This window comes from Pseudomonas sp. GW531-T4, from assembly GCF_017349615.1.
Lineage (GTDB): Bacteria > Pseudomonadota > Gammaproteobacteria > Pseudomonadales > Pseudomonadaceae > Aquipseudomonas > Aquipseudomonas chlororaphis_I.
Genome location: NZ_JACMZT010000048.1, coordinates 16,118 through 40,519, shown reverse-complemented (window position 1 = coordinate 40,519; position 24,402 = coordinate 16,118). Strand labels below are relative to the sequence as shown.

Below are 24,402 nucleotides of genomic sequence, written 5' to 3'. Positions count from 1 at the left end.
CTGATCGAACGCCGTGTAGCCGAAGGTGGCTCCGATCGCCTGATCGAACGTCGCGTTGCTGAAGGTGGTGCTGATCGCCTGATCGAACGTCGCGTTGCCGAAGGTGGTTCCGACCGTCTGATCGAGCGTCGCGCCGTATGATTGCGCGGTCCGCAGTACTCGAAAAAAAGCCCGGCCTAAACAGCCGGGCTTTTTTCATTTCAGGGCATCGGGATTCCCCGATCGATCGCTATCACCCTGCTCACCTGGCCATGCAGCGCTGATAACGCTCATCCACGCGTTTGGCGAACCAGGCGGTGGTCAGTTTGCGGGTGATCTTCGGGCTCTTCAGCTGGATGCCCGGCAGGATCTGCCGCGGCAACGCCTTGCCCTGGGCCTGATCGGCCAGGGCGAATACCCGCTTGTACAGCGTGGTGTCCTCGAATTCGAGGCTGTTGCCCTTCTCCAGCTGGTTGCGAATGGTCGGATTGCGCATGTCCAGGGATTTGCCCAGGGCGCGCGCCGCCAGCTCGGTGCTGCCGGGCATGATCGAGTCGTAGCGGATCAGGTCGCCGTCCAGCGCCAGGGAAATCCCCGAGGCCACGCTCAGGGCGTTCTGGAACGCGGCATTGCGGCTGGCGTACCAGCCGGCGTTGAAGTCGGCGAAGCGGTACAGCGGCTGCGGGTAATTCACCGGGTAACCGAGCAGGTGGGCGATGCCGAAGTACATGCCGCCGCGCCGGCTGAACACCTCGCGGCGGATCGAGCCGTCCACGCTGTAGGGGTAATTGCGCGCCTGCTGCTCGGCGAAGTCGATGCTGACCTGCATCGGCCCGCCGGTGTGCACCGGGTTGAAGCCGCCGAACAGGGTCTTGCCCATGGGCACGCTGCCGATGAAGTCGTCGAAGATCGTGCTCAGCTCCTTCTCCGTGCGCGCCCCGGCCAGGCGCTCGCTGTAGGACTTGCCGTTCGGCGAACTCACCTGCAGCGCCGCGCTGACCAGCATCGACGGCACATGCACCTTGGCCGCGCGGCGGTCGATTTCGCTGCGGGCGATCTTGCCCAGCCCCGGCACCGGCGGGTCGACCTGATAGGTGGACTCCTGCTCGGCCACCGCCAGCACTGCGCAGAGGTTGCTCTTGCTCGGCTCGATGCCCTGGGCGGTAAAGGCCACCTGGATATCCCGGGCCCAGCCCTGGCGATCGGCGACCTTGGCCGGCAGCAGGCGCGCGACCTGGGCCTGGACCTGCGCCGGGCTTGGCGCCGGCGCCTTTGAACCGAGCTGGCCGGCACAACCGGCCAGGGCCAGCGAGGCCGCGACAGCGGCCCAGCGAAGTGAATGCAGAGGTTTTATAGACATGGCTTCCCAGTAATTCCGAAGGTGGCCCGCGCCCGAGGGAAGCGCGTCGCCGCGGATATCGACCCTCAAGGCGCCGCGCTGTTCCGTACCGGCGACGAACCATTTGAGCATTCCCCGTGACCGACGGCGAATTTCACCTAATCTGAAACCTCATCGCCCACAGAAAAACAACAGGCGGGGCCCATCATGAGCGTGCAACTCAACCACACCATCGTCTGGTGCCGCGACAAGCGACGTTCGGCGGACTTTCTCGTGCAACTGCTCGGCCTGCCACCGCCCACGCCCTTCGGCCCGATGCTGGTGGTGCAGCTGGATAACGGCGTGTCCCTGGATTACTACGACAACGACCCGCCCATCGCGTCCCAGCACTATGCCTTTCTGGTCGCCGCCGACGACTTCGAGCCGATACTGCAGCGTATTCGCCAGCGCGGCCTGGCGTTCTGGGCCGATCCGGGCAAGCAGCGCCCAAACGAAATCAACCGCCATGAAGGCGCTCGCCGGGTGTATTTTGATGACCCCGACGGCCACCTGCTGGAAGTGTTCAGCCAGACCTGAGCCTCCTTTACCTGCCCTGGAGTCCCCTGCGCCATGCTCTCACTGGATTTTCTCATCACCTCGCTGATTGTCGTGCTGATCCCCGGCAGCGGCGTGATCCTGACCATTTCCACGGCGCTGGTGGCCGGCAAGCGCGCCAGCCTGTTCACCGCCATCGGCTGCACCGCCGGGATAGTCCCGCACCTGCTGGCCTCGGTGCTGGGCCTGTCGGCCATCCTGCACACCAGCGCGCTGGCCTTCCAGGGCCTGGCTTTCCAGGGTTTGAAGCACGCCGGAGTCGCCTACCTCCTGTACCTGGCCTACGCCACCTGGCGCGACCGTTCGGCCTTCGCCGTCGACACCAGCGCTCCCGCCGCCAGTGCCGGCGGCCTGGTGCTCAAGGCCTGCCTGCTGAACATCCTCAACCCCAAGCTGACGATTTTCTTCCTGGCCTTCCTGCCGCAGTTCATCAGCCACGACGGCCCGTCGCCGGCCATGCAGATGCTCGGCCTGAGCGGCGTGTTCATGGCGATGACCTTCGCCGTGTTCGTGGTCTACGGCCTGCTGGCCAACCTGTTCCGCAAGGCGGTGATCGAGTCGCCCCAGGTGCAGAACTGGCTGCGCCGCAGCTTTGCCGCCAGCTTCGCCGCCCTGGGCCTGAACCTGGCGTTCGCCCAGCGCTGAACCGTTGTACGCAACACCGGCATGACATTGATCTCTCGACGAGGGCAAGGACATGAACCGCAGCGACGTACTGATCATTGGCGCCGGCCCCACCGGGCTGGTTCTCGCGCTGTGGCTGAGCCGGCAGGGGGTCAAGGTGCGCATCCTCGACCAGACCGCCGGCCCCGGCACCACCTCCCGGGCCCTGGCGGTGCAGGCGCGGACCCTTGAGCTGTACCGCCAGCTGGACCTGACCCAGGCCATCCTCGACCAGGGTCACCGGGTGCCGGCCGCCAACCTCTGGGTCAAGGGCGAACAGGCCGCCCACCTGCCCCTGAGCAGCATCGGTGCGGACCTGACGCCCTACCCCTTCCTGGAAATCTACCCGCAGGACCAGCACGAGCAATTACTGATCGAGCGCCTGCAGCGTTTCGGCGTGACGGTCGAGCGCCAGACCGAACTGCTGAGCTTCACCGACCACGGCCACCTGATCAGCGCCCAGCTGCGCGGCGCCGACGGCCAGGAGGAAACCTGCCAGGCCTTCTACCTGGCCGGCTGCGACGGCGCCCATTCGACGGTGCGCAAAACCTTGGGCATCGACTTTCCCGGCGGTACCTATCAGCAGGTGTTTTATGTGGCGGATGTCGACGCCCGGGGGCCGGCGCTCAATGGCGAACTGCACGTCGACCTCGACGAGGCGGATTTCCTCGCGGTCTTTCCGCTGGCCGGCGAAGGCCGGGCACGGCTGATCGGCACGGTGCGCGACGAACGCGCCGAACAGGCGGAGACCTTGAAATTCGAGGACGTCAGCCGGCGCGCCATGGACAACCTCAAGGTCCAGGTCGACCGGGTCAACTGGTTCTCCACCTACCGCGTGCATCACCGGGTGGCCGAGCGCTTTTTCAACGGCCGCGCCTTCCTGCTTGGCGACGCCGCCCACGTGCACAGCCCGGCCGGCGGCCAGGGCATGAACACCGGGATCGGCGATGCCATCAACCTGGCCTGGAAACTCGCCGCGGTGCTCAGCGGCAAGGCCGAGGAGCACCTGCTGGCGACCTATGAGTTCGAACGCATCGAATTCGCCCGGCGCCTGGTGGCCACCACCGACCGGGTGTTCAGCTTCGTCACCGCCGACGGGCCGATCGCCAACCTGCTGCGCACCCGCCTGGCGCCGCTGCTGATTCCCAAGGTGACCGCGGTGGAAGCGGCGCGCGAGTTCCTGTTTCGCACGGTGTCGCAGATCACCCTCAACTACCGCGACATGCCCCTGAGCTGCGGCAGCGCCGGCCATGTCCACGGCGGCGATCGCCTGCCCTGGGCCCACGGCGCCGTCACCGACAATTTCGCCAGCCTCGACTACCTGGGGTGGCAGGTGCATGTGTACGGCGTCACCAGCGACGCCCTGCGCGCCTGGTGCGCCGAGCGGCAACTGCCGCTGACGGTGTTCGACTGGGAACCGGCGCACCAGGTCGCCGGCCTGGCGCGCAACGGCTTCTACCTGCTGCGGCCGGACACTTATGTGGCCCTGGCGGAAAAATCGGCGGACCCGAAGGTGCTGGAGCGGTATTTCGAGGAGCGCAAGATTGCGTTGTGATTTGTGTTACGGCCGCAGTCGACTGGGCAGCAGGGATTTTTTGCGGTGTTCGAGCTGACGCTATCGCGGGCAAGCCTCGCTCCTACAGAAGCACCCCGTCTTCTGTAGGAGCGAGCGGGCGGCGATCCGACTTGCCCGCGAGGAGGCCCTTGAAGGCTACAGAGGTGTCAGATCCCGCTCAACGCCAGGTCCATCGCGAAGTAGGTGAAGATCAGATCCGCCCCGGCACGCTTGATCGATCCCAGGCTTTCGCGCACCACCCGCGCCTCGTCGATGGCCCCGGCCAGGGCGCCGAACTTGATCATCGCGTACTCGCCGCTGACCTGGTACGCCGTCACCGGCAGGCGCGAGGCTTCGCGGATGTCGCGGATGATGTCCAGGTAAGCGCCGGCCGGCTTGACCATCAGCGAGTCCGCGCCTTCCTGCTCGTCCAGCAGCGATTCACGCACCGCTTCGCGGCGGTTCATCGGGTTCATCTGGTAGCTCTTGCGATCGCCCTTCAACGCGCTGCCACCGGCCTCGCGGAACGGACCGTAGAGCGCCGAAGCGAACTTGGTGGAATAAGCCATGATCGCAGTCTGGGTGAAACCGGCTTCGTCCAGGGCGCGGCGGATGGCCTGGACTTGCCCGTCCATGGCCGCCGACGGCGCGATCACATCGGCGCCGGCACGGGCCGCGGCCACCGCCTGCTTGCCGAGGTTGACCAGGGTCTGGTCGTTGTCCACTTCATGGCCGTGCAGCACGCCGCAGTGGCCGTGGTCGGTGTACTCGCAGAAACAGGTGTCGGACATCACGATCATCTCCGGCACCGCGTCCTTGGCGATCCGCGACATGCGCGACACCAGGCCGTTGTCGTTCCAGGTGTCGCTACCGTTGCTGTCCAGGTGGTGAGACACGCCGAAGGTCATCACCGACTTGATCCCGGCGCGGGCGTAACGCTCGATCTCCCCGGCCAGCTTCGATTCCGGAATGCGCATCACCCCCGGCATGCTCTTGATCGGCACAAAATCGTCGATCTCTTCCTCGACGAAAATCGGCAGCACCAGGTCGTTGAGGGTGAACTCGGTTTCCTGGAACAGGCTGCGCATCTGTTCGCTGCGGCGCAGGCGACGGGGACGGGCTTGGGGGAACTGGCTGGACATGGGATTTCCTCAGGGCAGGCCACGTGAGACAAGGCTGGGTGCGATAACGACCGCAGCTAAAAAGAGCGAAGCTTATGCCTGAAGCCGCGACCGGCACAAACACCACGTCGCCAAGACTGCGTTGCCGCTTTGGTAACAATGCCCATGAATACGGGTGGTTACGCCTGTCAGACAAACAGCCCGAGACGAAACTGTCGGGCCGATTTTCGATCTAACTAATACACGCCCGAGCCGTTCGCGCGAGCCTTGAAGGCCAGTGCCTGCGGCAGGTATTGCTCGCGTGTGCAGGACCGCCCGCCCCATGGAGGCGGCCCCTGGCGAATCGCCTGCCGGGCATCCTCGAGCACTCAGATCGAGCCCTTGGCAGCGCGTTTCGCGGGATGGCTGTCGTGGGCGGAAAGACCGGGCTTGCAGGCCTGCGGGCCCGGTTGCCGTTCTGTCGTGGCGGGTCGCCCCAGGGAGGGCTCGCGGCCCGCCCTCAACCCGGGAGGAGAAGCGAAAATGGCCAACTCCGTGAAAAAAATGCCGATCCAGACTGAAGACAAGGCCACCCGGCGTTCGAGCATGAGCGACCTGTGGCAACCTCTGGAAAAACTGCGGCAACAGGTCGATCACCTGTTCGATGACTTCAATCGCGGCCCCGGCCTGTCTCCCTTCAGCCGTGGGCTGTTCGATGTGGATCCGTTCTGGCGGCGCGAACTGATCGGCCGTGGCATGCCTGCCGTCGATATCACCGAGAAAGACGAAAGCTTCGAAATCACTGCCGAATTGCCCGGCATGGATCAGAAGAATATCGAGATCAAACTCTCTGACGGCAGCCTGGTCATCAAGGGTGAAAAGAGAGAGGAAACGCAAGAAAACAGAAAAGGCTATCACCTGAACGAACGTCATTACGGTTCCTTCGAGCGGGTGTTCAACCTGCCCAAAGGGGTCGATGCCGAGAAGATCGAGGCGAGCTTCAGCAAAGGCGTGCTGAGCATCTCGCTGCCGAAAAAACCTGCCGCCCTGAATGCGGACAAGGTCGTGCAGATCAAGGGCGAATGACCCAGGCCAGCCAGCCCCTTGCCGGGAAATCGGCAAGGGGCTTTTTTTGCCGGCCAACAATAAGGACCGTGAATCATCGTGCCGGCAAGGCGCATGACAACCAGACACGAATGCCCCGCTCAGCGCGAGCGGTTGAGCGCCACGGCCGCCAGGATCAGCGCCTGCAAGGCGGCCTCGTCCAGGCTGTCACCCTCATGCAGATCGATCGCCCGTCGGGTATTGCCCTCGAGGCTGGCGTTGAACAGCCCTGCCGGGTCGTCCAGCGCGGCGCCCTTGGCGAAGGTCAGCTTGACGACGCTCTTGTAGGTCTCGCCGGTGCAAAGAATGCCGCCGTGGGACCACACCGGCACCCCGCGCCACTTCCACTCCTCGACCACCTGCGGGCCGGCCTGCCTGATCAGCCTCCGGACCCGGGCCAGCATCTCGCCGCGCCAATCGCCCAGTTCCTCGATGCGCCCGTCTATCAGCCGGGAGGCCGCACTGCTCTCCTCCGCTGGCTTGGCATCGCTGGTGTGTTTTTTCATCCTGGTCATCCTCTGGAGGGGTTGTCGTCCCGACCCTTGAGTATCGCTGACGGGCCATTTCCCTCCAGGTAACCGACGAGCGTCACACCGGCAGTTCGGTGCTCAGTTTGATTTTCTGCACGGGGACTTCCGTCTTCAGGCGCTGCACGCCCTTGATCCGGGCCAGGTGCTTGATCTGGAACTGCCGATAGGCCACCCACCCAGCCTCGATGCAGGCTTGCTTCTGGCGTCGCTCGGATACGGTGGCGCCCCTGAGAGGCAGGAGGTCGCTGTGTTGGCAGGAGGGAGTAGCGGGAATCGAGAGCCAGGCACGCCATCCATGCGCACCTGGTTTCTTTACAGCGGGAGGTGAATCAGTTCCAGGGACGGTCGCCGTTCTCGTCCTTGACGCGGGTCGGCAGGCCCATCACGTCCAGCGCCTTGAGGAACGGCTCGGCCGGCAGTTCCTCGACGTTGACCATGCGCTGCACGTCCCATTCGCCACGGGCCACCAGCAGGGCCGCGGCCACCGGCGGCACGCCCGCGGTGTAGGAAATGCCCTGGCTGTCGGTTTCGGCAAAGGCTTCTTCGTGGCAGGCCACGTTGTAGATGAAGACTTCGCGCGGCTGGCCGTCCTTGGTGCCCTTGACCAGGTCGCCGATGCAGGTCTTGCCGGTGTAGCCCGGCGCCAGCGAGGCAGGATCGGGCAGCACGGCCTTGACCACTTTCAGCGGCACCACTTCCAGGCCTTCGGCGGTCTTGACCGGTTGCTCGGAGAGCAGGCCAAGGTTCCTGAGCACGGTGAAGACGTTGATGTAGTGCTCGCCGAAGCTCATCCAGAAGCGCACGTTGGGCACGTCGAGGTTCTTCGACAGCGAGTGCACTTCATCGTGGCCGGTCAGGTACAGGTTCTGCGAACCGACCACTGGCAGGTCGTCGGTGCGCTTGACTTCGAACATGGTGTTGCTGGTCCACTGGCTGTCCTGCCAGCTCCACACCTGTCCGGTGAATTCGCGGAAATTGATTTCCGGATCGAAATTGGTGGCGAAATATTTGCCATGGGAACCGGCATTGACGTCGAGAATGTCGATCGAATCAATGCGGTCGAAATACTGTTGTTTGGCCAGGGCCGCATAGGCGTTGACCACACCCGGGTCGAAGCCCACGCCGAGAATGGCGGTGACGTTCTTCTGCTGGCATTCCTCGAGGTGCTTCCACTCGTAGTTGCCATACCAGGGCGGCGTCTCGCAGATCTTGCCCGGTTCTTCGTGAATGGCGGTGTCCAGGTAGGCCACGCCGGTATCGATGCAGGCACGCAGCACCGACATGTTGAGGAAGGCGGAGCCGACGTTGATGACGATCTGCGATTCGGTCTCGCGGATCAGCGCCTTGGTCGCCTCGATGTCCAGCGCATTGAGCGCGTAGGCCTTGATTTGCGCGGGCTGTTTGAGGCTGCCCTTGGCCTTGACGCTGTCGATGATGGCCTGGCATTTGGAGATGTTGCGCGACGCGATAGCAATACGACCGAGTTCGTCGTTGTGCTGCGCGCACTTGTGGGCCACCACCTTGGCGACACCTCCTGCACCAATGATAAGAACGTTCTTCTTCAATTTCTTTATCTCTCCTTTCCGCCAGCTTACGAGAGGCTGGACAGGTAGTCTTCGAACCCAAATTCACGAACCACCTCGACACTACCGTCGAGTTGTTTCACTACGATGGACGGCATTTTCAGGCCGTTGAACCAGTTTTTCTTGACCATGGTGTAACCCGCCGCGTCAACGAACGACAGCCGATCGCCGATGGCCAGCGGACGATCGAATTGATACTCGCCGAAGATGTCTCCGGCCAGGCAAGACTTGCCGCACACCATGTAGGTGTGTTCGCCCGCGCTGGGCGCCAGCTTGGCGTTCAGGCGATAGATCAGCAGATCGAGCATGTGCGCTTCGATGGAGCTGTCGACCACCGCCAGGTGCTTGCCGTTGTAGAGGGTGTCGAGCACGGTGACTTCCAGCGAGGCGCTCTGGGTGATCGCCGCTTCGCCCGGCTCCAGGTAGACCTGCACGCCGTACTTCTCGGAGAACGCCTTGAGGCGCGCGCAGAACTCATCCAGGGCATAGCCTTCGCCGGTGAAGTGGATGCCGCCGCCGAGGCTGACCCATTCGACCTTGTGCAGCAGGTGGCCGAAGCGCTCCTCGATGGTGCCCAGCATCTGGTCGAACAGGCCGAAGTCGCTGTTCTCGCAGTTGTTGTGGAACATGAAGCCTGTGATCTGCTCGATCACCGCCTCGACCTTCACCGGGTCCCACTCGCCCAGGCGGCTGAACGGACGCGCCGGGTCGGCCAGCAGGTAATCGGAACTGCTCACCTGGGGGTTGACCCGCAGACCGCGGACCTTGCCCTCGGACGCCGCGGCGAAGCGTTGCAGCTGGCCGATGGAGTTGAAGATGATCTTGTCGCAGTTGTCGAGCATCTCTTCGATTTCGTCGTCGGCCCAGGCCACGCTGTAGGCGTGGGTCTCGCCGGCGAACTTCTGCCGGCCGAGCTTGAGCTCGTACAGCGACGACGAGGTGGTGCCGTCCATGTACTGCTGCATCAGGTCGAACACCGACCAGGTGGCGAAGCACTTGAGCGCCAGCAGGGCCTTGGCGCCGGACTGCTCGCGCACGTAAGCGATCTTCTCCATGTTGCCGAGCAGTTTCTGTTTGTCGATGAGGTAGTACGGCGTTTTGATCATTTCGAGGCCTCCGGCCAGGCCAGCCAAAAAAAGGATGCGCATTGTGCCTTCACTTGCCGCGTATCGAAAGGGCAGAAAGCACCGCTCGCCGGGTCAGTGCCTCGGCACCGCCCCCGGATCGGCTCTATTGCAGGCAATGCTCCAGGACGCAAACCGCCTGGCAGCCCCTATCCTAGGGGCCTGCCATGACGTTCTGAAGTGTCGTGCCACGCTGGCTGGCACGCAGCGCCGTGTGCTCAATCATCCTCGTGCAATTTGATGCCCCGGGCGTGCAGCAGGTGGGGCACCACCAGCACCAGCAGGGTCAAGCCGAGGAAGGCCGCGGCTATGGGTTGGGTGACGAATATCGACCAGTCGCCCTGGCTGATGGACAAGGCGTTGCGCAGCTGTTTTTCCGCCATCGGCCCCAGCAGCATGCCGACGATCACCGGCGCGACGGGAAAATCGAAACGCCGCATCAGCACCCCGCCCCAGCCGATCGCCAGCATCAGCAACAGGTCGAAGGACGAATGGCGCATGCCGTACACGCCGATAGAAGCGAACACCAGGATCCCGGCATTGAGGTACGGCCGGGGGATCTGCAGCAGCTTCACCCAGAGCCCGACCAGGGGCAGGTTCAATATCAGCAGGATAACGTTACCGATATACAGCGAGGCCACCAGGGTCCAGACCAGGTCGCCGGAAGTCTGGAACAGCAGCGGCCCCGGCTGCAGGCTGTAGTTCTGGAACGCCGCCAGCAGGATCGCCGCGGTGGCGGAGGTCGGAATGCCGAGGGTCAGCAGCGGCACCAGGGAACCGGTGGCGCTGGCGTTGTTGGCGGCTTCCGGGCCGGCCACCCCTTCGATGGCGCCCTGCCCTTTGCTGGCGGCAAAGTCTTGCGGGTGCTTGCTCAGCTTGCGCTCGGTGGAATAGGACAGGAAGGTCGGGATTTCCGCGCCACCGGCCGGGATCGAGCCGAACGGAAAGCCGATCAGGGTGCCCCGCAGCCAGGCGGGAATCGAGCGTTTCCAGTCGGCGCGGGTCATCCACAACGAGGTCAGGCGATGCCGGCCGGACGCTTCCGCCTTCTGATACAGCAGGCTGTACAAGGCCTCCCCCACGGCAAACAGGCCGACCGCCACCAGCACCACTTCGATGCCATCGACCAGCTCGGGAACGCCCAGGGTGTAGCGGGCAATGCCCGAGGTCGAGTCGAGGCCGATCAGGCCAATGCCCAGGCCAATCCCCAGCGAGGCGAAACCGCGCAGCATGGACGCACCGAGCACCGCCGACACCGTGGTGAAGGACAGCACCAGGATCGCGAAATACTCCGCGGGGCCGAACTTCAGCGCCAGCATGGCGACGATGGGGGCGAACAGGGTCAGCAGCACCGTGGCGATGGTCCCGGCGAAAAACGAGCCGATCGCCGCGGTGGCCAGGGCCGGCCCGGCGCGGCCGTTGCGGGCCATGAGATTGCCTTCCAGGGCGGTGACCATGGACGACGACTCGCCCGGGGTATTGAGCAGGATCGAGGTGGTCGAGCCACCGAACTGCGCGCCGTAATAGATGCCGGCGAACATGATCAGCGCGCCGGTGGGATCGACCTTGGCGGTGATTGGCAGCAGCAGGGCCACCGTCAGCGCCGGGCCGATCCCCGGCAATACGCCGATCGCCGTGCCCAGCAGGCAGCCGATAAACCCCCAGAGCAGATTGATCGGCGCCAGTGCCGCGGAGAAACCTGTCGCCAGGTTCAAGAGAATGTCCACCGTGTGACCTCCTTCGGCCCGGCTCAGATCCAGGCATTGACCAGGGGTGGCAGGGCCACGCCCAGCCCGGCACTGAACAGCCAGTAGATCGGCAGGGTCAGGGCGATGCCGATGGCCAGGTCGCGCAACGGACGCCGGCTGCCGAAACCCCGCGCCGAGCAGGCAAACAGCAAGCCGGCGGCCAGGACGAAACCGATCAGGTTGATCAGTACGGCAATCGCCACCAGGCCCGCGGTGACCCAGGCCGCCCCGAGCCTGCCGCCGGGCTGGGCGCTGTCGTCGCTGTCGTCGCCGGATGCGGCCAGCTCGCGCAAACCACCGGTGCAGGCCTGGTAGCTCAACAGCAGGCCCACGGCCCCTAGAAAAGCACCGACGGCGCTGGGATAGACATGGGCACCGAGGATGACGAAGCCCATCTCGGGCGGAAAGCGCAAGGCGCCGATGACCAGCACCAGGCTGATGGCGATCAGCCCCAGGCCAATCGCCAACTGCGACAGCACGACCCTGCTGCGCCCGGCCATCTCAAAGCAGCCCGACCTTGACCAGCATCGCCCGCAGGCGCTGGTGTTCCTCGTCGACGAATTTGCCGAACTCATCGCCGGTGAGGATGCTCGGCGACCAGGCGTTGGCTTTCACATTGTCCTGCCAGACCTGGCTGTTGGTGGCGGCCAGGACCGCGTCGGTGACTTGCTTGCGTTGCTCGGCCGTGAGGTTGGCCGCACCATAGACACCGCGCCAGTTGCCGATGATCACGTCGTAGCCTTTCTCTTTGAGGGTCGGCGCATCGATGCCGGGAACGCGCTCCGGAGCGCCGATGGCGAGCAGGCGGAACTGCTTGGACTGCACGTACTTGGCCAGTTCGGCATAACCGCCGGTGATCACCGTGATGTGCCCGCCCAGGGTCGCGGCCACCACTTCGCCGCCGCCGGCATAGGCAACGTAGTTCACCTGGTTCACCGGCACCTCCATCTTGCTCGCCAGCTCGGCGATGCCGATATGGTCGATGGAACCCTTGGAGCCACCGCCCCACTTGATGCTGGCCGGATTGGCCTTGAAGTCCTTGAGCAGGTCCTCGAGGGTCTTGTAGGGCGACTCGTCACGCACGGCAAGCACGTTGTATTCGGTGAACAGCCGGGCGATCGGCGTCACGTCCTTGAGGCTGATCTGCGGCTTGTTCTGCTCCACCGCCGTGACCATGATCGCCCCCACCACCAGCAGCGCATTCGGGTCGCCCTTGGTGCTGTTGGCGAACTGCGCCAGCCCCAGGGTGCCGCCGGCTCCGCCCTTGTTCTCGAAGGTCACGGACTTGGCCGTGCCGGCCTCGAGCAAGGCCTTGCCCAAAACCCGCGCGGTCTGGTCATAACCGCCGCCCACGGAGCCCGGGGCCATGAACTTGACCGTATCCAGGGCGAACGCCGGGGTGGCGAGGGTGAGCGTGGCGAGGCTGGCGGCAATGGCCATGCCGCGGCTGAATCGACGCAGTGCTGTGAACATCAGGTTTCTCCCGAGACTATTGTTTTTGTTGATACCGGTTGAATGCGCCCAGGGCCATTCGCCCTGTGTGGCCTGCGGTTAAGTGTAGACGGCCGGCGGTTGGCGACCGCCAGAGGAGAGAACCCCGGGTAAAGAATGCGACCAGGGCCTGACGCTCCCGCCAAGGGCGTGCCTGGGGAGTCTTGATTCGGGGTGGAAAGCAGTTGGCCGGGATAGAAGCCCGGCCGTGCTTATCAGCGAGAGAAGATCAGCGATTCAGCAAGAGAGGATTTGCGATCCTTGCCCATCACGAACGGGTCTTCACCGTGATGAACATATGCAGCCGATCGTGGATTTCCTGGAGGGTGTGGCGGAACGGTTCATGTCTGTCGCTGGTGACCGGGTCCTCGAAGTTCCAGACGATCACCTCGCCGGAGGACGGCATGCGCGCGGCCTCTTCCGAGGACTTGTCGCACAGGGTGATGACATAGTGGAACTGCTGCCCTGCGAACTCGTCGAGGGCCTTGCTGCGCAGCCCCGCGGTATCGATGCCGATATGTTCGAGAGACTCCAGGGTGCGCGGGTCGATCTCGCTGGCCTCCAGGCCGGCGCTGAAGGCGTCGAAATCTTCGGCGTCGGCGTGGCGCAGCAGCGCTTCGGCCATCAGTGAACGGGCGTCGTTTCTGGCGCAAACGAACAGCACGCGGCGTTTGTCACTCATGGTTCATTCCCCTGTTTTCAGACTGCTGGGATAGTGCCGCGGGAAATCGCACTTTTTATGACAGCCTGTTTTTCGACGGCGGGATAGCGCGGCGACGGCGTGCACGCGTGGCCGTCAGCTGATTCCGGCGTGGCCGGTAAAGGATTGAAATAGAGCGACGGAACACCCTGGCGGGAACCGCTGGCCGGAGGAAGGCCAGCGGCTTGCAGATGACGCTTGGTAATCAGTTGTTACATATCAGGCCATGCAGCACGCCAAAACGCAGCCCCGGCTCGGAAGGCGTCATATGGGTGACGCCAAACACCTTGAACGCCGCCAGCATCACCGCCAGGCCGCCGGGCAGGATGCTCAGGCGATGGGATTGCAACCCGGCCAGCCGCAGGCGTTTGACATGCCCGGCCTCCAGCAGGCGCAGCGACAGGCGCAATAGCCCGCCGTAGGTGATGCCGTCCTGGCCATCGTCGTTCAGGCCATTGGCCTTGAGCACCTTGGCCAGGAACCGGGTGGTGCCCGAGGAGCCTATGGCCTGCTGCCAACCCAGCTGGCGATAATGCCGGGCGACTTTCTCGAACTTCAGGCTGGCCAGGCGCTCGGTTTCCTGCAGGGCGTGAGCCGAGACCGCGCCGCCCGGAAAGTAGCGCGCGCCAAAGGTCGCGCTGCCAATGGCGATGCTCTCGGTCAGCAAGGGCTGGGCGCCCTGCCCCAGGATCAACTCGGTGGAACCGCCGCCGATGTCCACCACCAGCCGCATGCTTTCGCTGCCCGGCACGGTATGGGCCACGCCGGCGTACACCAGCCGCGCCTCTTCATGCCCGGAGATGACATCGATGCGAAACCCCAGGTGACGCTCCGCGCTGGCCAGGAACAGCGGCGCATTGTCGGCTTCGCGCACGGCGCTGGTGGCCACCGCCCGCACCCGCCCGGCCTCGAAACCGCGCAGTTTCTTGCCGAAGCGCGCCAGCGCCTGCCAGCCCCGGTCCAGCGCCAGCGCGTCCAGCGCGCCCTCCTGAAAGCCCTCGGCCAGGCGCACCGGCTCCCGCAGGGTCTTCACTTCCTGGATCATGAACCCCTGGCTGCGCCTGACCGGCTGGCCGATCATCAGGCGAAACGCATTGGACCCAAGATCAATGGCCGCGAACAGAGAGGCGTCACCTTTCATGGAGGATTCCTGGCAGATTCATCGACCGGCAGGCCGCAGCCTGTCGAGAACTAAAGACGGTTTGCGGCGATCTTGCCATTCCATCGATGACGCCAAGATGACAGCCACCCGCCTTTTCCAGGCCGTCGACAACGTCAACGCCCTGTCATCATCCTGTCATTTCCCGTGGTGACACTCGGGTCATCTACAACGCGTGCTCTCCTTTAAAGCTGCCCCACCCGGCGGCTTTTTTTTGCCCGCGAATCGCGCTCAAGGGCGCGTCGCCAGCTGCACGCAACGGATCGCCAGGATGCTGGTCGGGTCCACCAGCGCCACCCGGTAAGCGCCGACCTGGAAATCGGCGCAATGGCTGAGGACCAGCGGCAGCTCGGTGCACCCCAGGATCAGCACCTCGGCCCCCAGCTCACACAGGTGCTCGGCGGCGAGCAGCAATTGCGCCTTGCAGATGCCGTCGACGAAACCCGCCTTGATCCCGCGCTCGCCGTAGATCGCGCTCATCACCAGTTCCTGATAATCGAAACCCGGCGTGAGCAACGACAGGCCGGCGAGCCGCGCAGCCTCGTGGTAGACCCGACTCTGCACCGTACCCGAGGTGGCCAGCAGGCCGATGGGCTTGCCCGGGCCGTATTGCTCGACGATCGCCTCGATAGTTTCGTTGAGCATGTTGACGATGGGCACCTGTAGATAAGGCTGGATGCGTTCGACAAAGGCGTGGGCGGTATTGCAGGGTATGGCGATCGCGTTGGCCCCGGCACTTTCGAGCCGCTTGCAAGTGGCGTACATGGCCATGGTCGGGTCGGCCTGGTCGAACAGCAGGTTCGCGGTCCGGTCCGGAATCTGCGGGTTCTGCTCGACCACCATGCGGATATGGTCCTGGTCCCGATCGGCCGGCGTATGTCGGACCACCTTGGCCATGAAGTCCACGGTGGCCGCCGGCCCCACGCCGCCGACTATGCCGAGCTTGAACGGCGGCCGGGCGGGCTGGCCATCGGCCTGGGTCGCCGCCGCGGCGTAGATCTCGTTGACGTCGAGCAGCGTCACCCCGCGACGCTGCAGGTCGGCGCACACCAGCGACAGCTCGGTCATCCCGGGCACTATCAGGTTCGCGCCCTGTGCCTGCAACGACAGGCAAGCCTGGTACACCCCTTCCAGTGGCACCCCGTCCAGGTGCCCGTCCTTGATTCCGTCCACCCCGTAGATCGCCGCCATCATGGCCTGCTGATCCTGCGGCTCGGGATAGACCAGCTGGAAGTCGGCCCCCAGGTATCGCTCGAAGAGCCCGGCGTGCCGCACGTAGTCCGAGGCGAGTACGCCCAGGACCGTACCCGGTTCCAGCACATGGCGGATATGCGCGCTCAGGGCCGCCATCATGTCCAGGATCGGGATGCCCAACTCCTGCTGGATCTCTTCGCGGAAGGTGTGGCTGGCAAAACACGGCAGCATGATCGCGTCCACCCCGCTGTCCTCAAACGACTGGCAGACCTGGAAGACATAGAACTTTCTGGACGTCATGTTCGCGTCGCGCTCCAGCGGCAACAGCAGGTCCTTGAACGGGTGCTGTTCGAACAGGAAGTGATAGCGCCCCTGATCGGCCAGCACCGCCCGGGACTTCACCAGCTTGAAGAACAGATCGCCGCCGGCCAGAGAGCCCAGCCCCCCTACGATGCCCAGCCTGCTGGCCGGCGCTGGCTTGCGTGTCGGTTTGGATAGGCTTTTCATCGCGGGTTCTCAGGCGGAAACGGAAGAAGGGTTCTGCGTGGCCGGCGCCACGCCAAGCGGTGGCTCGACGGCCCCGGCACTGGGCTCCTCGTTGCCTTCGGCCTTGGCAATCACCGCCGTGGCAATGCTGTTGCCCACCACATTGGTGGCGGTACGCGCCATGTCGAGAAACTGGTCGATGCCGAGGATCAGCAAGATGCCGGCTTCGGGCAGGTTGAACATCGGCAGCGTGGCCGCCACCACCACGATCGACGCCCGCGCGACCCCGGCCATGCCTTTGCTGGTCACCATCAGGGTCAGCAGGATCAACAGCTGCTGGGTGAAACTCAGGTCGACGTTGTAGGCCTGGGCGATAAACATGATGGCAAACGCCTGGTACATCATCGAACCGTCGAGGTTGAACGAGTACCCCAGGGGCAGAACAAAACTCGAGACTCGCTTGGGCGCGCCGAACTTCTCCAGCGCCTCCATGGTTTTCGGGTAGGCCGACTCGCTGCTGGCCGTCGAGAACGCCAGCAGGATGGGTTCCTTGATCAACTTCCCGAGGGTCAGCACCGAGCGCCCGAGGAACAGATAACCGGCACCGAACAGCACCGCCCAGAGGATCGCGATGCCCAGGTAGAACTCGGCGATCAGCTTGCTGTAGTCCAGCAGCAGGCCCAGCCCGCCAGTGGTGATCGCCGCGGCGATGGCGGCAAACACACCGATGGGGGCGAAGGCCATGACGTAGTCGGTGATCTTGAACATCACCCTGGCCAGGTCGTCCACCAGCGCGGGGATCTGGGTGAACCCCGCCCTCTTCACCGCCGCCAGCGCAAAACCGAAGAACAGCGAGAACACCACGATCTGCAGGATCTCGTTATTGGCCATCGCCTCGGCGATGCTGCGCGGGAAGACGTGCCCGATAAACACCTTGAGGCTGAAATCGCCGGTGTTGATCGCCACCGGGGCGGCACCCGCCTGGCTGGCGTGCAGATCGAGCCCGACCCCGGGCTGGAACAGGTTCACCAGGAGCATGCCGATCAGCAGCGACACCATCGAGGCGCTGACGAACCAGGCCATCGCCCGGGTGCCGATACGCCCCACCGAGCTCGAACTGCCCATGCTGGCGATGCCGCCCACCAGCGTGGCGAATACCAGCGGCGCGATGATCATCTTGATCATGCGCAAGAAGATGTCGGTGACCATCGAAAAGTACGAGGCGATGTCCCTGGCCTCATTGGCATCCGCTGCAAAACGATGACAAAGCCAGCCTACAAGCACGCCCAAGGCGATGCCGTAGGCGATCTGCCGGGGAAGTCGGTTCTTTTTCACGGTGCGTTCCTCAAGTGGTGTTATTGGATTTCTACTTGGCAGGAGAAGGAATCGAAGGCACGGCCACTCGGCGGTGGCGCGTGGTCAGGCCGATTCTAGGGAGCCCGTGAGGCGCAGATGATGAGTAATCGCCATAGCTTGATGCGTTATTGGAATAGTTTCCGAAAGGCCGCGAATATCCGTGATCGGCGGCGTAGACTTTTTCCAGCCATGGTTGAGGATGCGGCATGCAAATCAAGTGGGTGGACGATCTGTTGGCGATCGCCGAGTGCAAGAATTTTTCCAGGGCAGCCGAGATCCGCTGCGTGACCCAATCGGCCCTGTCGAGACGGATCCGTTCGCTGGAGGACTGGGTCGGCGTGGAGTTGGTGGACCGCGGCACCTACCCCATTCAACTGACCCTGGCCGGCCAGACCTTTTGCGAACAGGGGCGCGAAGCCTTGTCCTCGTTGCTGGAGCTGCGTTCGTCGCTGCGCCAGGAAGAACGCATGCCCGGGCGCTCGATCCAGGTCACCGCCGGGCACAGCCTGTCGATGACCTTCCTGCCCAAATGGCTGGCGCGGTTCCAGCAGCACAACGAGCCCTTCAATGCCCGGGTGGTGGCAGCCAATATCCATGACGCGGTGATCGCCCTGGCGGAGGGCAATTGCGACCTGATGATCGTCTACCACCATCCCAAGGCGCCGATCCTGCTGGACCACGAAAAGTTCGTCAGCCTGACCCTGGGCCAGGATTCATTCATCCCGCTGTGCGCGCCGAACCGCCGCGGCGAGCCTCTGCACCGCCTGCCGGGCAAGGCCGGCAAACCGGTGCCGCACCTGGCTTACACCGCCACCACTTTTCTCGGCCGGGTGGCCGATATCGTGATCAAGGACAGCCATGTGCCGTGCGTGCTGACGCGCTGTTATGAAGCGGACATGGCGATGCTGCTGATGCGTATGGCCATGGAGGGCTACGGCGTGGCCTGGCTGCCGGAGAGCGCGGTGGCCGAGGAGCTGCAGCGCGGGCGCCTGGTCCGGGCCGGCGGCAGCGAGTGGAGCACCCAGCTGGAAATACGTTCGTACTGCTCCAGGGCCAACCAGAACCCGACCATGCTGGAGCTTTGGAAAACCCTGGAAAAAGCCTCGCAAAACCTTGCCGCCCAGGGTTGATGGCCTGCCATTCCCCGACACTCAGGGGGTGGAAGGCCAGCCCCGCCGCCCTCGCCTACAACGTCAGGCTGCCCTCGATACAGGTCACCGCCGAACCGCCGATCCAGATTTCATCGCCGATCCGCTCGACCTGGATGCGCCCGGCCCGGCCCATGCTCAGGCCCTGGCTGACCACGTAGGACGCCGGCGCCAACCCCGCGCCCAGCAGCCATTGGGCAATGCCCGCGTTGAGGCTGCCGGTGGCCGGGTCTTCCGGCATGCCGTCGCCGGCGATAAAGGCGCGCACTTCGAACTGCGCCGCGTCGCCGTCGCGCTCGGGGTTCCAGGGTGCGATCACCCCCACCGCGAGGTCCTTGAGCTGGGAATAGTCAGGTTGCAGGTCGAGCACCTGGCCGCGTTCGGCCAGCAGCACCGCCAGCCAGCCGGCGCCGTTGTCCACCCATTGCGCGTCGACGATGGCGCCGGGCGCCAGCCTCAGGCCCTGGCGCACCTGCTCCAGCAACCCGGCCTCCACCGGGCCGGACTTGAGCAAGGGCGGTGCGAGAAACGCCAGTTCGGCGCCGTTGCGGCGAATGCGCACCAGGCCCACCGCGCACTCCTGGACGATCTCCTCGCCCTTGGGCACGCCGCCGGCCTCCAGCCAGGCATGGCAGCTGCCAAGGGTCGGATGGCCGGCGAACGGCAGCTCCTGCAGGGTGGTGAAAATCCGCAGGCGATAGTCGGCCCGCGGGTCCCGGGGTTCGAGGATAAAGGTGGTTTCGCTGAGGTTGGTCCAGTTGGCGAACGCCGCCATGCGCGCGTCGCTCAACGGGTCGGCGCCGAACACCACCGCCAGCGGGTTGCCCTTGAGCGGCTCGTCGCTGAAGACATCCACCTGCTTGAAATCGAATCGGCGCATTACGGGTCCTTGTCTGAATGAACGCGGTCAGGCCTGAAAGCGGCCTGACCTCAAGCATGGAAACCTGTAGCCGCTGCCGCAGGCTGCGATCGACGACGCAGTCGTCGTAGAACCTGGCGACGCGCCCTGTCTGGCACAACGCATCAGGCCTTTTTGCGCCGACTGCGTCGTCGATCGCAGGCTTCGCCAGCGGCTACAGGGTTACGGGGTGTCAGACCGGCTTGGGAATTTCCAGGCCGCGGATCACCGCCGGGCGCGCGAGGAAACGCTCCAGCACGCGCTGCACGTTGGGGAAGTCCTTGAAGCCCACCAGGTCGCCGGCTTCATAGAAGCCGATCAGGTTGCGCACCCAGGGAAAGGTGGCGATATCGGCGATGGTGTAGCGCTCGCCCATGATCCAGTCGCGACCTTGCAGGCGGCCTTCGAGCACGCTCAGCAGGCGGCGGGATTCGGCGACATAACGGTCCCGTGGCCGCTTGTCCTCGTAGTCCTTGCCGGCGAATTTATTGAAGAAGCCCAGCTGGCCGAACATCGGGCCGATGCCGCCCATCTGGAACATCAGCCACTGGATGGTCTCGTAGCGCGCGGCGGATTCCTGGGCCAGCAGTTGCCCGCTCTTGTCCGCGAGGTAGATCAGGATCGCCCCCGACTCGAACAGCGCCAGCGGCCGGTCATCCGGGCCATGGGGGTCGAGGATCGCCGGGATCTTGTTGTTCGGGTTCAGGGAGAGGAACTCGGGGGACAACTGGTCATTGGTTTCGAAACTGACGCGGTGCGGCTCGTAGGGCAGCCCGATCTCTTCGAGCATGATCGAGACCTTGACGCCGTTGGGGGTCGGCAAGGAATACAGCTGAATCCAGTCGGCGTACTGCGCAGGCCATTTCTGGGTGATGGGGAATGCGGAGAGATCGGTCATGACAGGCTTCCAATGACAGTCAGATGAAAGGCCGTGGCCCCGGGCCGGGCGGCGACGGCGCTAGATTACAGGCATCGGTTCGCGGCGCGCATTCTTAAATTCGAAACATCCGGTGGTTAAGCTTCCCGGCAGCCAGACAGCGGTGCGGATAAAGTAACGGGCCCACGCTCGCAGTCCCCCGCCCGGATCGAACCAAAAGGCGTCCTGGGACTCAGAGCACTGCCCGCGGGCAGAAACACTCGTTCAACGACAGGGAAAACCACGCGAAGCCGGGAGCTCGCCGTGGAAAGGTTTGTCAGCCTTAACCGATTGCGCTGAAGTACCCACACTCGATGAAGAATCTGCTGAGTTTCACCCAACGCCTGCAACGCCGGTCCTACGTGTTTTTTCCGGCGCTGATGCTGACCAGTGCGCTGCTGCTGTCGCTGGAATCCAGTGAAAGTCGCGCCCAGCCGGTGGACGGCACCCAGACCCTGATCTTCCTGCGCCATGCGGAAAAACCCGCCGGCGGCCTCGGCCAGCTCAACTGCCAGGGCCTGAACCGCGCCATCGACCTGGCGTCCCTGCTGCCGGAAAAATTCGGCAAGGCCAACTACGTGTTCGCCGCCAACCCGACGCGCAATGTCGAGGAAGGCGAACTTGACAACTCCTACAGCTACATCCGCCCGCTGATGACCATCAGCCCCAGCGCCATCAAGCTCGGCCTGCCGGTGAACATCGAATTCTCGGCCAACGACACCAGCGCCCTGGCCGACGAGCTGCTGCATGACCGCTACCACAACTCGATCATCTACACCGCCTGGTCCCACGGCTACCTGCCGGAACTGATCAACAAGGTGGCGCGGGAAGCCGTCGGCGAAAAACGCACCATCACCGACGACTGGGCCTCCAACGATTTCGACTCGCTCTACGTGCTGACCCTGACCTGGCAAAACGGCAAGGCCACCCTCGACAGCCGCAGCTACAAGCAAGGCCTGGATAACGGCGAGGAAAACTGCCCGACCTGATGCACCGCCCTCAGCGCAGGGCGTCCAGCAGGCGGTACCAGGCGATCCCCGCCCCCAGGTACAGGCGCTGCAAGCCATGCAGCGGAATCGGCCGGATCGGCGTCACCGGAAACGGAAATTCACTGCTCGCCCCCGACACCCGCGCCGCCAGGTGCTTGCCCAGGGCCGTGGACAAGGCGATGCCGCGACCGTTGTAGCCGAGCAGGATCGACAACCCCGGCTGCGGCTCATGCAGCTGCGGCAGGAAACTCTGGTTCAACGCCACCCGCCCGCTCCAGCGATACTCGATGGGCGTGCCCGCCAACTGCGGAAACAAGCCCAGCAGCGAACGCTCCAGATGACGCCAGTCGCCGCTGTGAGTCGGTTCGGAAAACGGCCCGCGCCCTCCCAGCAACAGACGCCCCTGGGCATCCTGCTTGAAATACAGCAGCAGGCGCCGGGCGTCGGAACACACCTCGCCGTTCGGCAGGATGCTCTGGCGCAGCTCGGCCGACAGCGGGCGGGTGGCGATGATGAAACTGTTGGCGGCGATCACCGTCTGTCGCAGCCGTGGCCACAGGTCGTCGGTGTAGCCATTGGTCGCCAGCACCACGCGCTGGGCCCGGACCCGATGGCCCTGGGCGGTGCGCAGCTGCCACTGCCCGCCTTCGCGTTGCAAAGCCTCGACCCGAGTCTGCCCGTGAATCCGCACGCCCTGCTGCTGCGCTACCCTCGCCAGGCCGCGCGCATAGTTCAGCGGGTGCAGGCTGCCGGCGCGCGGATCGACCCAGCCGCCGAGGTAGTTCTGGCTACCGATGCGCCGACCGACGGCGGCGCGGTCGAGCAACTCCACCGCCACTCCGCGCCGGCGCCACTGCTCGGCGCGCTGCTCGATGGCCTGCAGGGAGCTGGCGGAAAACGCCGGCTGAATCCAGCCCTTGCGCGTCGCGTCGCAGGCGATGCGATGCTGCTCGATCAGGGCGAACACTTCATCGGCCGCCGAGCCGGCCGCCTCCAGCATGGCCTCGGCGCGGGCCGGGCCGAACCTGGCCAGCAGTTGATCCGGGTCGTACTTGAGCCCGGGAATCACCTGCCCGCCGTTGCGTCCGGAGGCGCCCCAGCCCGGTTCCCCGGCATCCAGTACACAGACGCTGACCCCGGCCTCGGCCAGGCGCAGCGCGGTCACCAGCCCGGTGTAACCGGCGCCGACTATGGCCACGTCGGCCCGCAGGTCTTCGGCCAGCGCCGGGGTCTCGACCGCCGCCGTCGCCGTGGCGGCCCACAAGGAAGGCGGCAGGCGCAAGGTTTCGGCGGCCTTCATGCCTGCACCTCCGCGCCCTGGTTGAGCAGGCGCTTGAGGAAGTCCTGGGTGCGCGGATGGCGCGGCGCGCTCAGCACCTGCTTCGCCGGCCCGGCCTCGACGATCTTGCCGCTGTGAAGGAAACACACCTTGTCCGCCACGTCCTGGGCAAAACCCATTTCGTGGGTGACGACGATCATGGTCATGCCTTCGTCGGCGAGTTTGCGCATCACCGCCAGGACCTCGCCCACCAGCTCCGGGTCTAGCGCCGAGGTCGGCTCGTCGAACAGGATCACCTGCGGGTCCATGGCCAGGGCCCGGGCGATCGCCACCCGCTGCTGCTGGCCGCCGGACAGCTCGTCCGGATAGGCGTGCATGCGATGGGCCAGACCGACCTTTTCCAGCAGCGCCTCGGCCCGCTCCCGGGCCTGCTGCGGGTTCTGCTTCTTCACGTAGATCGGCCCTTCGGTGACGTTCTGCAACGCGGTGCGATGGGGGAACAGGTTGAAGCGCTGGAACACCATGGCCACCTGGGTGCGCAGCTGGTGAATGGTCTTGCCGTGGCGGTCGACCCGTTCGCTGCTGACCAGGATGTCGCCCTGCTCGTAGCTTTCCAGGCCGTTGATGCAACGCAGCAGGGTCGACTTGCCGGACCCCGAGGGCCCGATCAGGCACACCACTTCCCCGCTCTGCACGCTCAGGTCGATGCCTTCGAGCACCGCCACGTTGCCGAAACTCTTGTGTACGCCCTTGATCTCGATCATGACTTTCTCCGGGTGCTGAAGCGCGCCTCCAGGCGACGCAGGGCAAAGGACAACGGCAGGCTCAGGGCCAGGTAGAGCAAGGCCACCAGGGTGTAGACGGTCATGTTCTCGAAGGTCGAGGAAGCGATGAGCTGACCGGCGCGGGTCATCTCGGCCACGGTGATAGTGGACACCAGCGAGGAGTCCTTGAGCATCATCACCAGGGTGTTGCCGTAGGGCGGCAAGGCGATGCGAAAGGCCTGGGGCAGGACCACCCGGCGCATGATCATGCCGCCGCGCATGCCGATGGATTCGGCCGCCTCGATCTGCCCCTGGTGAATGGCCTGGATGCCGGCGCGGAAGTTCTCCGCCTGGTACGCCGAGTAGGCGATGCCCAGGCCGATCACCCCGGCCTGCATGGCCGTGAGCTGGATGCCGAAATCCGGCAGCACGAAGTAGATGTAGAACAGCTGCACGATGATCGGCAGGCCGCGAATGACATTGACCACGCCAATCGCAAACAGCGAGATCGAGCGCACCTTGGACACCATCATCAAGGCGAATACCAGGCCGATCAGCGAGCTGAGCACAAAGGAGCCGGCCGTGACCTGCAAGGTGACCACCGCCCCTTTCAGCAGAATGGGGAGGAAGTCCAGAGCGTTCTGGAGAAACATAGGAGGACCTGCGCAATCAGGAGTGAAGCGACCCCGCCGGGCGGCCGGGC

The 24,402-nt window shown here is 64.6% G+C and carries 23 protein-coding genes; 6 read left to right on the top strand and 17 right to left on the bottom strand.

All coding sequences use genetic code 11. The annotated features are described in order from the left end of the window. Nucleotides 1-241: 241 nt before the first annotated feature. Complete coding sequence (locus J4D28_RS26650; RefSeq protein ID WP_041989164.1) at nucleotides 242-1,339, bottom strand: DUF1615 domain-containing protein; 1,098 nt, start codon at nucleotides 1,337-1,339, stop codon at nucleotides 242-244. Nucleotides 1,340-1,525: 186 nt separating this feature from the next. On the opposite strand from J4D28_RS26650, the gene J4D28_RS26645 reads away from it, so the two are divergent. Genes J4D28_RS26645 through J4D28_RS26635 form a run of 3 tightly spaced genes read left to right on the top strand, consistent with a single transcriptional unit; the run spans nucleotide 1,526 to nucleotide 4,130 of the window. Next, a complete protein-coding gene (locus J4D28_RS26645) occupies nucleotides 1,526-1,894 on the top strand; it encodes a VOC family protein (protein WP_009048240.1) in 369 nt (122 codons plus the stop codon). Nucleotides 1,895-1,927: 33 nt separating this feature from the next. Then, nucleotides 1,928-2,557, top strand: a complete 630-nt coding sequence (locus J4D28_RS26640; RefSeq protein ID WP_009048239.1) for a LysE family translocator — start codon at nucleotides 1,928-1,930, stop codon at nucleotides 2,555-2,557. A gap of 52 nt (nucleotides 2,558-2,609) precedes the next feature. After that, on the top strand, nucleotides 2,610-4,130 hold the full coding sequence (locus J4D28_RS26635) for an FAD-dependent oxidoreductase (RefSeq protein ID WP_103331656.1): 1,521 nt from the start codon (nucleotides 2,610-2,612) through the stop codon (nucleotides 4,128-4,130). A 167-nt stretch (nucleotides 4,131-4,297) separates the two neighbouring features. Here J4D28_RS26635 and hemB read toward each other — a convergent pair whose 3' ends face one another. Beyond that, nucleotides 4,298-5,272: a porphobilinogen synthase gene (hemB, locus tag J4D28_RS26630; RefSeq protein WP_009048237.1), complete on the bottom strand. Its 975-nt coding sequence runs from the start codon at nucleotides 5,270-5,272 to the stop codon at nucleotides 4,298-4,300. Between the two features lie 501 nt (nucleotides 5,273-5,773). Here hemB and J4D28_RS26625 point away from each other — a divergent pair. Continuing rightward, on the top strand, nucleotides 5,774-6,316 hold the full coding sequence (locus tag J4D28_RS26625) for an Hsp20/alpha crystallin family protein (RefSeq protein WP_009048236.1): 543 nt from the start codon (nucleotides 5,774-5,776) through the stop codon (nucleotides 6,314-6,316). A gap of 119 nt (nucleotides 6,317-6,435) precedes the next feature. On the opposite strand, the gene J4D28_RS26620 is transcribed toward J4D28_RS26625, so the two are convergent. From J4D28_RS26620 to J4D28_RS26575, 10 genes are all read right to left on the bottom strand, one after another. Beyond that, nucleotides 6,436-6,840, bottom strand: coding sequence for a DUF1801 domain-containing protein (locus J4D28_RS26620; protein WP_103331657.1), 405 nt, complete (start codon nucleotides 6,838-6,840; stop codon nucleotides 6,436-6,438). A 353-nt stretch (nucleotides 6,841-7,193) separates the two neighbouring features. Next, a complete protein-coding gene (locus tag J4D28_RS26615; protein WP_016703308.1) occupies nucleotides 7,194-8,429 on the bottom strand; it encodes a saccharopine dehydrogenase family protein in 1,236 nt (411 codons plus the stop codon). A gap of 26 nt (nucleotides 8,430-8,455) precedes the next feature. After that, entirely contained in the window at nucleotides 8,456-9,553 is a 1,098-nt protein-coding gene (gene nspC / locus J4D28_RS26610) for a carboxynorspermidine decarboxylase (RefSeq protein ID WP_009048233.1), read from the bottom strand. A 236-nt stretch (nucleotides 9,554-9,789) separates the two neighbouring features. After that, entirely contained in the window at nucleotides 9,790-11,298 is a 1,509-nt protein-coding gene (locus J4D28_RS26605) for a tripartite tricarboxylate transporter permease (protein WP_103331658.1), read from the bottom strand. A gap of 23 nt (nucleotides 11,299-11,321) precedes the next feature. After that, nucleotides 11,322-11,819: a tripartite tricarboxylate transporter TctB family protein gene (locus J4D28_RS26600; RefSeq protein WP_038631417.1), complete on the bottom strand. Its 498-nt coding sequence runs from the start codon at nucleotides 11,817-11,819 to the stop codon at nucleotides 11,322-11,324. Between the two features lies 1 nt (nucleotide 11,820). Next, complete coding sequence (locus J4D28_RS26595) at nucleotides 11,821-12,792, bottom strand: tripartite tricarboxylate transporter substrate binding protein (RefSeq protein ID WP_103331659.1); 972 nt, start codon at nucleotides 12,790-12,792, stop codon at nucleotides 11,821-11,823. A 286-nt stretch (nucleotides 12,793-13,078) separates the two neighbouring features. Further along, entirely contained in the window at nucleotides 13,079-13,492 is a 414-nt protein-coding gene (locus J4D28_RS26590; protein ID WP_016703304.1) for an arsenate reductase ArsC, read from the bottom strand. Between the two features lie 223 nt (nucleotides 13,493-13,715). Beyond that, on the bottom strand, nucleotides 13,716-14,651 hold the full coding sequence (locus J4D28_RS26585; protein ID WP_103331660.1) for a Ppx/GppA family phosphatase: 936 nt from the start codon (nucleotides 14,649-14,651) through the stop codon (nucleotides 13,716-13,718). A 249-nt stretch (nucleotides 14,652-14,900) separates the two neighbouring features. Continuing rightward, nucleotides 14,901-16,370, bottom strand: coding sequence for an aspartate/glutamate racemase family protein (locus J4D28_RS26580; protein ID WP_009048227.1), 1,470 nt, complete (start codon nucleotides 16,368-16,370; stop codon nucleotides 14,901-14,903). A gap of 9 nt (nucleotides 16,371-16,379) precedes the next feature. Beyond that, the gene (locus J4D28_RS26575; protein WP_009048226.1) at nucleotides 16,380-17,684 is read right to left on the bottom strand and encodes a dicarboxylate/amino acid:cation symporter; all 1,305 of its coding nucleotides are present in this window, start codon (nucleotides 17,682-17,684) and stop codon (nucleotides 16,380-16,382) included. A gap of 227 nt (nucleotides 17,685-17,911) precedes the next feature. Between J4D28_RS26575 and J4D28_RS26570 the strand changes: the two genes are divergently transcribed. Continuing rightward, nucleotides 17,912-18,835, top strand: coding sequence for a LysR substrate-binding domain-containing protein (locus J4D28_RS26570; protein WP_009048225.1), 924 nt, complete (start codon nucleotides 17,912-17,914; stop codon nucleotides 18,833-18,835). A 55-nt stretch (nucleotides 18,836-18,890) separates the two neighbouring features. On the opposite strand, the gene J4D28_RS26565 is transcribed toward J4D28_RS26570, so the two are convergent. After that, a complete protein-coding gene (locus J4D28_RS26565; RefSeq protein WP_103331661.1) occupies nucleotides 18,891-19,733 on the bottom strand; it encodes a PhzF family phenazine biosynthesis protein in 843 nt (280 codons plus the stop codon). A gap of 211 nt (nucleotides 19,734-19,944) precedes the next feature. Continuing rightward, nucleotides 19,945-20,649, bottom strand: coding sequence for a glutathione S-transferase family protein (locus tag J4D28_RS26560; protein WP_009048223.1), 705 nt, complete (start codon nucleotides 20,647-20,649; stop codon nucleotides 19,945-19,947). A gap of 332 nt (nucleotides 20,650-20,981) precedes the next feature. Here J4D28_RS26560 and J4D28_RS26555 point away from each other — a divergent pair, with 332 nt between their 5' ends. Then, nucleotides 20,982-21,656, top strand: coding sequence for a hypothetical protein (locus J4D28_RS26555; RefSeq protein ID WP_009048222.1), 675 nt, complete (start codon nucleotides 20,982-20,984; stop codon nucleotides 21,654-21,656). 10 nt (nucleotides 21,657-21,666) lie between these two features. On the opposite strand, the gene J4D28_RS26550 is transcribed toward J4D28_RS26555, so the two are convergent. From J4D28_RS26550 to J4D28_RS26540, 3 genes are read right to left on the bottom strand one after another with little or no spacing between them, the layout of a single operon-like run. Further along, the gene (locus tag J4D28_RS26550) at nucleotides 21,667-22,956 is read right to left on the bottom strand and encodes an FAD-binding oxidoreductase (RefSeq protein WP_016703301.1); all 1,290 of its coding nucleotides are present in this window, start codon (nucleotides 22,954-22,956) and stop codon (nucleotides 21,667-21,669) included. Next, nucleotides 22,953-23,699: an amino acid ABC transporter ATP-binding protein gene (locus J4D28_RS26545; protein WP_103331662.1), complete on the bottom strand. Its 747-nt coding sequence runs from the start codon at nucleotides 23,697-23,699 to the stop codon at nucleotides 22,953-22,955. Before J4D28_RS26545 ends, J4D28_RS26550 begins: the two co-directional genes overlap by 4 nt. Continuing rightward, on the bottom strand, nucleotides 23,696-24,352 hold the full coding sequence (locus J4D28_RS26540) for an amino acid ABC transporter permease (RefSeq protein WP_009043142.1): 657 nt from the start codon (nucleotides 24,350-24,352) through the stop codon (nucleotides 23,696-23,698). The genes J4D28_RS26545 and J4D28_RS26540 overlap by 4 nt, the downstream gene beginning before the upstream one ends. Nucleotides 24,353-24,402 lie beyond the last annotated feature (50 nt).